The organism is Miniphocaeibacter sp. (assembly GCF_049276255.1).
Lineage (GTDB): Bacteria > Bacillota > Clostridia > Tissierellales > Peptoniphilaceae > Miniphocaeibacter.
In genome coordinates, this window is sequence record NZ_JBASWB010000053.1 from 61,393 (window position 1) to 70,159 (window position 8,767).

Annotated in this window: 6 protein-coding genes and 1 CRISPR repeat array; of the genes, 2 read left to right on the forward strand and 4 right to left on the reverse strand. The window is 27.4% G+C overall.

What is annotated here, in order from left to right:
* Positions 1-31: 31 nt before the first annotated feature.
* Together WAO56_RS05790 and WAO56_RS05795 are read right to left on the reverse strand one after the other, a co-directional pair.
* Complete coding sequence (locus WAO56_RS05790; protein WP_422143656.1) at positions 32-1,528, reverse strand: cell wall-binding repeat-containing protein; 1,497 nt, start codon at positions 1,526-1,528, stop codon at positions 32-34.
* Positions 1,529-1,536: 8 nt separating this feature from the next.
* On the reverse strand, positions 1,537-2,169 hold the full coding sequence (locus WAO56_RS05795) for a GntR family transcriptional regulator (protein WP_422143657.1): 633 nt from the start codon (positions 2,167-2,169) through the stop codon (positions 1,537-1,539).
* A 121-nt stretch (positions 2,170-2,290) separates the two neighbouring features.
* Between WAO56_RS05795 and WAO56_RS05800 the strand changes: the two genes are divergently transcribed.
* Complete coding sequence (locus WAO56_RS05800) at positions 2,291-3,574, forward strand: serine dehydratase subunit alpha family protein (protein WP_422143658.1); 1,284 nt, start codon at positions 2,291-2,293, stop codon at positions 3,572-3,574.
* 70 nt (positions 3,575-3,644) lie between these two features.
* Here WAO56_RS05800 and WAO56_RS05805 read toward each other — a convergent pair whose 3' ends face one another.
* The gene (locus WAO56_RS05805; RefSeq protein WP_422143659.1) at positions 3,645-3,929 is read right to left on the reverse strand and encodes a hypothetical protein; all 285 of its coding nucleotides are present in this window, start codon (positions 3,927-3,929) and stop codon (positions 3,645-3,647) included.
* 256 nt (positions 3,930-4,185) lie between these two features.
* Here WAO56_RS05805 and WAO56_RS05810 point away from each other — a divergent pair, with 256 nt between their 5' ends.
* Positions 4,186-4,725 (forward strand): hypothetical protein, encoded by a 540-nt coding sequence (locus WAO56_RS05810; RefSeq protein WP_422143660.1) that lies wholly within the window; start codon positions 4,186-4,188, stop codon positions 4,723-4,725.
* A 98-nt stretch (positions 4,726-4,823) separates the two neighbouring features.
* Here WAO56_RS05810 and WAO56_RS05815 read toward each other — a convergent pair whose 3' ends face one another.
* A complete protein-coding gene (locus WAO56_RS05815; RefSeq protein ID WP_422143661.1) occupies positions 4,824-5,297 on the reverse strand; it encodes a hypothetical protein in 474 nt (157 codons plus the stop codon).
* A 189-nt stretch (positions 5,298-5,486) separates the two neighbouring features.
* Positions 5,487-8,670: direct repeats of the CRISPR family, unit length 30 nt; unit sequence ATTTACATTCTAGTTTAGTTCTATTAAAAG.
* The last annotated feature ends 97 nt before the right edge of the window (positions 8,671-8,767 follow it).

An 8,767-nucleotide genomic window follows, 5' to 3' on the forward strand; every position in this document is an offset into this window, starting at 1 on the left:
CTTTTCTCAATTTAATGTATTGCCAAGATATTTATTTTTCAAAGTGTTGGTAGTCTGGATTTGTCCAACTGCCGCCCCACTTCCAACCATATTTTTGAAATATATTATATATTTTATCGTTTTTAAAAATCATCCACTCTAACTTTACCCCTCTATTTACATATGGTTGGCTTTCCTTTGGAATAGCAAGACCATTTTTTGTATAGGGATTATAAAGGGGATTTATATCTATAGCTAAACCCTGGGCATGTTTTGATAATCTATTAGTTCCTGCTATTAACCTATAATTAAAGCCTGAACTATTATTATCTGCCATAGATTTATTATCATCTGCTCCGTATTCGTCAATTAATTTAATTTTCTCAATAGGATATTTTATATCAAATAATTCCTGAAAAATATTACCTACTTCACTTCCAACTTTCTTATTTACAATTATTTCCCCATTTTTTATTTCACCATTAAAATCATAGTGTAGTAGAGGTATATAAACTAAATCATCAAAAGAAATCTTTGCATTATTTGGCAGGGAGACTCCTGTCATTTTTTCTTTAATATTACTTGGAATTTCTACAGGTTTAAAGAAATTATCACTTTCTCCTGTTAGCAAGCTTTCAGCAACTACATTACTAACTGAACCACCAGCTATTACAAAATTTGAAATGTTTTTTTCCTTAATATAATTTAAAATATTCCTATCTAAATTATTATCTTCAGTTAGTAGAATTGGGGCATCATATTTTTTACATAAACTTACTGCTGATAAGGCATCTGTATAATTTTCACTAGATGCTATTATTGTAAAATTAGCATTAGGATGTGATATTTTAGCTAGTTCTAATGAAGTAAGTATTCTATTACTTCCATATATTCTTTTTCCCTTTAAATTAGAAATGTCTACCGAAGCCTTCCCCCCTACAATATAATTAGAAGCTAAATTATATTCTTTTTCAATGTTTTTATTAACCAACTTAATTGGTAAATCTTCCTTTATGGATATGCCTACTGCTACAACAGAATCGGCATATTTTTCTCCAGTAACAACTGTGTAACCAATACTTGCTCCCTTTATTTTTTCAATTTCTGAAATAACTATATTATTTGTATCGTACCTATCTTTTCCTGCTAATATTTCTTTTTCATAATCTATTTTATCTACTATTTTATTTGATATAGTAGACTCTCCACCTACAATATATAGCTTTTTAACCTCAAGTCTTAATAATTCTTCTGCAACTTCATTTGGTATATTATCTTTACTAATTAAAAGAATAGGAGCATCTAGTACTGCTGCTAAAGATGTTGCAGAAAGAGCGTCTGGAAAATCATCTCCACTAACAATAACTGCATATTCACTTTTATTAAAACTATTTTTACTTATTTCCACAGCTGTCGTATACCTACTGTTACCTGAAATTCTTGTAGTAGAAATATTACTTGCACTTGAATAAGTTCTGTAACAAAATACAGTTACAAATGTTATTAGTAAAAAAATTCCTCCTATAATCCTATTTTTACTTTTTATCATATATCCTCCTATTTTTTCATAAATGAAGCAATATCATTTTGTAAATCTTTAATTGCTTCTTCCTTATTTCCATTTTTCAAAAATTCAATTAATTCATCATGTTGATGTGTATACCTATTAAAAACCTGTTTGTCCCAACTTGTCCAATAAAACTGTGAAAACACCAACATCTGTTTATTTAAAGCATTTTCTAAAGTTTCATAGAAGAATTCATCATGATAAAAAGAAGCTAGTTTTAAATGAAAGTCTTGATTTGTTTTCCAATATATTACAGGATCATCCCTGTCTGAGCTATCCATTTGCTCCCTGTGTAATCTTTCAAGTTCTTCAATATTATCATTACTTAATCTATCCCAATATTCATTTAAATATTTTGGCTCAATAATTAATCTAAATTTTAAAATCCCCTCTAAGTACTCATTTGAATAGTTAATTATCTTATAACCTAGTCTTGGTATACTTTTTAAAATACCGTCGTTACATAATTCGATTAAGGCATCTCTAACAGGAGCCTTACTAATATTGTAGTGATTCATTAGAGTCTTCTCATTAATAGTGTCGTCTAAACTATATTTACCAGAAATTATGTCTAATTTTAAACTGTTGTATACTTGTTCCCTTAAATTTAATGTCTTTTTCATACCCACCTCTTCATTGACAGTTACACATCTATCTGATATGATTAGTAATAATATCAGAAGATACATAAAGTTATATATACTATTATAACAAATACCGTTTATTAATCATAAGGAGCTAATTATGAAAGAACAATACTATGATAAATTTGAAGAAATTTTATTAGAAGACTTACAACAAGCATTAGGTTGTACCGAACCTATTGCCATTGCCTTGTGTGCTGCAAAGGCTAAAAGCATATTAAACAATATACCTACTAAGGTAATACTTCATTGCAGTAAAAACATTATTAAAAATGCAAAATCTGTAACAGTACCTAATTCCAACGGACTTAAAGGAATTGAAGTTGCTGCTGCCTTAGGAATAGTTGGAGGAAATTCCGATAAAAATCTAAAGGTTTTAGAAGATATTACAGAAAGTAATATTGAGGAAGCAAAAAAATTAATAGAATCTAAAATATTCACTATTGAAATTGCAGATGTACCAAATTTACTGTATATAAAAACTGAATTAATCTTTGAAAACGATGTAGTATCAGTGGAAATTAAAGACAGACACAGCAATATATCAAAAATAATTAAAAACAAGGAAGTAATTTATTCATCTGAAGATGACGACAGTAGCGACAACCAAGAGTGTGATAAATCCTTATTAAATATCCACAATATTATAGAATTTGCTAATTCTGTTGACCTATCAAAAAGAAAAGAGCTTACAGATAGATTGGACTTACAAATTGAATGTAATACAAATATATCTACAGAGGGATTAACCGGAAAATATGGTGCTGGTATTGGACATATAATATCTGAAACGTCTTTTGAAAGCGATATAAAATCAGAAGTAAAGTCCCGTACTACTGCTGCATCAGATGCAAGAATGGGCGGATGTGGATTGCCTGTAGTAATTAATTCCGGCTCTGGAAATCAGGGAATAACTACATCTTTACCAGTAATTACCTATGCAAATTCAATTAATGCTTCTAAGGACAAATTATATAGGGCCTTAATAGTTGCAAACTTAACTACAATACATCAAAAACAATTTATTGGAAAACTATCTGCTTTCTGTGGAGTAGTAAGTGCTAGTGCCGCTGCCGGTTGTGGAATTGGCTATTTAATGGGATTAAATGAAGAGCAAATCGAAAAAATTCTCGTAAATACCTTAGCTACATCTGGTGGTATAGTATGTGACGGAGCTAAACCTTCCTGCGCCCTTAAAATAGCAGTTTCCTTAGAAAATGCCTTCTTAGCTATTGATATGGCCAAAAGAAATATAGTTTTTGATTCCGGTGATGGCATTGTTGGTGAAAATGTTGAAAAAACCATTGAAAATATTGGTAGAATGGCTTCAGTTGGAATGAAAAATACAGATGATGAAATTTTAAATATTATGATTGGAAAATAATTTTCAAAAAGACTATTATTAGATAATATCTAAATATAATAGTCTTTTTCCTTTTAATATATAATTTATTCTACTTATTTTCAACTAAAACTATAACTATTTCAGAATCTTCAATAAAATCTACTGAGATAGTATTTTCTCCGTTAAAGTTTAAAACATCTCCTTGTTTTAAATTATAGTCTTCCTTTTCATTTAAACGGACTATAACATTGCCCTTAATTAAGGAAAAAACAACATCTTCTCCAAGATGGTTATGAGCTGGAATATTATCTCCTCTACCTGCTAGTTTTTTTACTACCTTATAGTTTTTCCCTTTAAATATAGGTCCAATTTCATTTTTTATAATTCCTAACATTTTAATTCCTCCTATTTAAATCTATAATATATATAATATTAAATAAAATCCGTAATATATGTTACAAAACTTAAACTTTCTAATGATTTATTATGATATTTTATCTATTAAATACAAGTATAAATTCTTCTCCTAGTCATTAGGGTATATATAATAATAGAATAATTAAATAGTGCTTTTAAAAATAATTATAACTGTCCATATATGACTAAAATTAAGTATTTAAACTTAAGATTTAACAAAAAAGGAGATAAAAATGAAAACCGATATTATACTAACAGATTTAGAAAATAAATACTATAATAAACTGTCTAAAATGGAAAATGAATTTGAATATGAAAATAAATATACAAATATACAATATGATGAAAATAAAAACCAAGTAATACTACAATTAAATCCTATAAAAATTATTATCGATTTTAATAATGATAGAATTAATAGTCAATATAATATAGACAACCTTGAAAATATTTCCCAAGAAATGGAAAATATTAAAGAAAGACTTTTTAAATTTGGAGAAGAAATACTATATAGTCACACAAAATATTTTAAAGATTATGAAACAAAAGAATATAGTCTTAAACTAAAGGACAAAGACCTTTACCTAGTGTTTTTTAAACCTTTACAAAGATTTGAAATATTGAAATTTGAAGATATCGATGAAAAATACTATGACTATAAATTCACCATTCCAAATATAGAATATATGTCAAAAGATACCTATTGGGACGGATTTAATACTACTTTAATAGCCCAATTAATAGACTTTGATTATTTTGAACTTGTAGAATAGGACAACAGTTTTAAAGGGACATTTCTAAATGAAATGTCCCTTCTTTTTTCATACATATAAATAATATAAAAACTAATTTTTAACTTCCTTTAATTAATTTATTTTTCTAATAAATTTCCTTCTTTGTCAACAAACCCTTCCATAGTATTATCTTCCACATTTTGATCAATTACATAATCTTCTTCTTTTTTATAATTATAAGAATAGAAAGCCACCCCTTTATAATATTCTGTACTCCCATTTAAATTTTCTTTCAAATTATAAAAAGGATTTATATAATCATAGATTGATGTATATTCTTTATTCCCAGTAAAATAAACATACCTCATAGTTGGATTATCTTTAAAAATTATCTTTCTTTCTATTATTGGTATAGAACGTCCATAGATTACTCCTGTATCTTCAATTTTTTCTGCATGTGTTAAGCCCTGTGCCTTAATATAATCTTCTATACGCTCTGCAGCTCTTTTTTCAATCAATTGCTCAGTTATCATAAACGAGAGAATATATACTAGGACAAAGGACACAATAAAAACTAATACCTTATGTTTAGATAAGAATTTCATCAACATATCACTTCCTATAGGATTTTTTATTATAGTTACTTATAATTTATTCCAGTATAACATTTCAAACGAGTCTTCAGATTACAAAATCCTAACAATTAATAAAAATTATTAAAGATGCAAATTTTATAGACTTTGCTCTAGTTTCTTCTATTAAAAGAAAGAGGGGCTATTGAGCCTCCCCTTCACCTTGTGATTTACATTCTAGTTTAGTTCTATTAAAAGTAAAGCCTGCTGCTGTACTATAACCTATATCGTCAATTTCCATTCTAGTTTAGTTCTATTAAAAGATAAATGGTGAATTTTATTTATCTAGTTTTGAACCATTTACATTCTAGTTTAGTTCTATTAAAAGCCTTTTAAGCATTTTAGGTATTATAATCGACTAGCAAATTTACATTCTAGTTTAGTTCTATTAAAAGCAAGCTTTAAGGTAGCTTTAATCATTCCGATTAAAATTTACATTCTAGTTTAGTTCTATTAAAAGTATTCCTTTTTGCATAACCTGAACTATCTCTTTCCTCATTTACATTCTAGTTTAGTTCTATTAAAAGTTCTTTGTAAATTTTCTAATTCTGAAATTCTAAGACATTTACATTCTAGTTTAGTTCTATTAAAAGGAATCAGAACGAATTGAGCGAGATGAGCAAAGCATTATTTACATTCTAGTTTAGTTCTATTAAAAGAAAAAGAAATCTCCTGTTCTGCCATAAAAGAAATTTATTTACATTCTAGTTTAGTTCTATTAAAAGGTAAATAATACTTATAATAGAGAACAAATAAAACAAATTTACATTCTAGTTTAGTTCTATTAAAAGTTAATAATTTCATCCCACCAATCTAAAATCGCGCAAATTTACATTCTAGTTTAGTTCTATTAAAAGTATTGTAAGCCAGTAGGTGCATCTTCACCAAGAAAATTTACATTCTAGTTTAGTTCTATTAAAAGTTTTCTTTGGCGATAATGCATTCAGATGTTGCAACATTTACATTCTAGTTTAGTTCTATTAAAAGTATTGGTATTATTATCGTTGTTATTATTTGGTTCGAATTTACATTCTAGTTTAGTTCTATTAAAAGGGAGCATTACGGAGTAGATGGGACAAGCCAATTAGGATTTACATTCTAGTTTAGTTCTATTAAAAGGGATTCATAGTAAAAGTTTGTACTTCCAATTTCCGTATTTACATTCTAGTTTAGTTCTATTAAAAGATATACTATAGATGCCTAAATTCTCTTTTAAAGAAATTTACATTCTAGTTTAGTTCTATTAAAAGGAGGCTTTAGAAAATGAATAAATCCGATTTTATAAATTTACATTCTAGTTTAGTTCTATTAAAAGAAAACTAGGGTGTACGATTAACGTTTAGGAGCATTATTTACATTCTAGTTTAGTTCTATTAAAAGGACGATTTAGAGCTAGACGGGGAGTTTATCCAATTATTTACATTCTAGTTTAGTTCTATTAAAAGGATGTGGCATATAAGGTTGCAGTGGATGTTTTAAATTTACATTCTAGTTTAGTTCTATTAAAAGATGATACTAAAATGATTAACGTAGTAAATTTAGCAATTTACATTCTAGTTTAGTTCTATTAAAAGTTTTCTTTTCTTCGCTTTGCTTTACTGTAGCTACTACATTTACATTCTAGTTTAGTTCTATTAAAAGTTTCCCATGCATGCTTAACAAATAGATACTTAGTGCGATATTTACATTCTAGTTTAGTTCTATTAAAAGTAACGTATTAGCCAATATCCCACTTAATTTTTCAATATTTACATTCTAGTTTAGTTCTATTAAAAGCTTTGCAAGCAAACACCCTATTGATTTTTGTATCTATTTACATTCTAGTTTAGTTCTATTAAAAGTAACACCGGAAAATATCATCTACCAGGTTGCAGAATTTACATTCTAGTTTAGTTCTATTAAAAGCTAAGACTTGTGGTAATAAATTCACCAGATCCTCAATTTACATTCTAGTTTAGTTCTATTAAAAGTAAATTTAGCCTCAATCCACCGTCTGTACCTAAATTATTTACATTCTAGTTTAGTTCTATTAAAAGTTAGAAGATTCTTTTGTTAATATAACATCTTACATATTTACATTCTAGTTTAGTTCTATTAAAAGTTAAGAGCGGGTTCTATTGAAGGCGGAAGAGTATCTATTTACATTCTAGTTTAGTTCTATTAAAAGAAACTGAAGATGTAAAAATACAAGCAGTAGGAAATAATTTACATTCTAGTTTAGTTCTATTAAAAGAAAGTAGGTGAATTGATGAAATTAAATATAAAAAAATTTACATTCTAGTTTAGTTCTATTAAAAGTAATCCAGATAAAGCTAAATATTCACCTTTTTTGAATTTACATTCTAGTTTAGTTCTATTAAAAGTATTCAACCTATTTCAACAAAAAAGCTTCCATTATTATTTACATTCTAGTTTAGTTCTATTAAAAGTTCCAAACAGGGTATACCTTAACTCCGCCTACTCCATTTACATTCTAGTTTAGTTCTATTAAAAGAAAGCAGCTGAACTTCTTGGTAAAAGGTATGGAATGATTTACATTCTAGTTTAGTTCTATTAAAAGGGAGAAGCTAACGGATTTGGTTTGGAACATATATTTATTTACATTCTAGTTTAGTTCTATTAAAAGGCTTCATCCATATTTCTAACTAAAATCCATTGTCCATTTACATTCTAGTTTAGTTCTATTAAAAGGATTCCAACAGAACTCATCGTTGCAGCTAATGCCAATTTACATTCTAGTTTAGTTCTATTAAAAGTTTCAGCTTCTAGCTCTGTTATTTCTTCTGTTATGTCGATTTACATTCTAGTTTAGTTCTATTAAAAGACTGGTATAGCCACTCTAATTAAAGAAGGAGTCCCACAATTTACATTCTAGTTTAGTTCTATTAAAAGCTTTAAGTATATTATGTTTAAAATAGCTTTAACAGATTTACATTCTAGTTTAGTTCTATTAAAAGTAAAATGTAATATCCAAGTCTATTTTGTTTTTAAAATTTACATTCTAGTTTAGTTCTATTAAAAGAAGGGTTCTATGCGGGCAATACTTCCCTGAAAAATCTATTTACATTCTAGTTTAGTTCTATTAAAAGGTTGCCCCAGTCAAAGCCCTCGTGGATATTATACGTATTTACATTCTAGTTTAGTTCTATTAAAAGATTGCCGTTGCTATTTCTTATTATCCTGTCTTCCCTATTTACATTCTAGTTTAGTTCTATTAAAAGTCACCATAGTTAGCACTTTCAGCTACTTTACTCATGATTTACATTCTAGTTTAGTTCTATTAAAAGATAGAACTTTTAAACGAAACAAACAAAAAAACAATATTTACATTCTAGTTTAGTTCTATTAAAAGGCGTTTCTTTCCAGTGCTGTGTTTTTCAACATTTAAACTATCTCTTCTGTCGATATACCTATATTATACTAAAAATTTTATTATTTAAAATTATATT

Excerpts from the sequence above, each read along its gene's own strand:
- WAO56_RS05790 (WP_422143656.1), bottom strand. The coding sequence starts at position 1,528 with ATGATAAAAAGTAAAAATAGGATTATAGGAGGAATTTTTTTACTAATA.
- WAO56_RS05795 (WP_422143657.1), bottom strand. The coding sequence starts at position 2,169 with ATGAAAAAGACATTAAATTTAAGGGAACAAGTATACAACAGTTTAAAA.
- WAO56_RS05800 (WP_422143658.1), top strand. The coding sequence starts at position 2,291 with ATGAAAGAACAATACTATGATAAATTTGAAGAAATTTTATTAGAAGAC.
- WAO56_RS05805 (WP_422143659.1), bottom strand. The coding sequence starts at position 3,929 with ATGTTAGGAATTATAAAAAATGAAATTGGACCTATATTTAAAGGGAAA.
- WAO56_RS05810 (WP_422143660.1), top strand. The coding sequence starts at position 4,186 with ATGAAAACCGATATTATACTAACAGATTTAGAAAATAAATACTATAAT.
- WAO56_RS05815 (WP_422143661.1), bottom strand. The coding sequence starts at position 5,297 with ATGTTGATGAAATTCTTATCTAAACATAAGGTATTAGTTTTTATTGTG.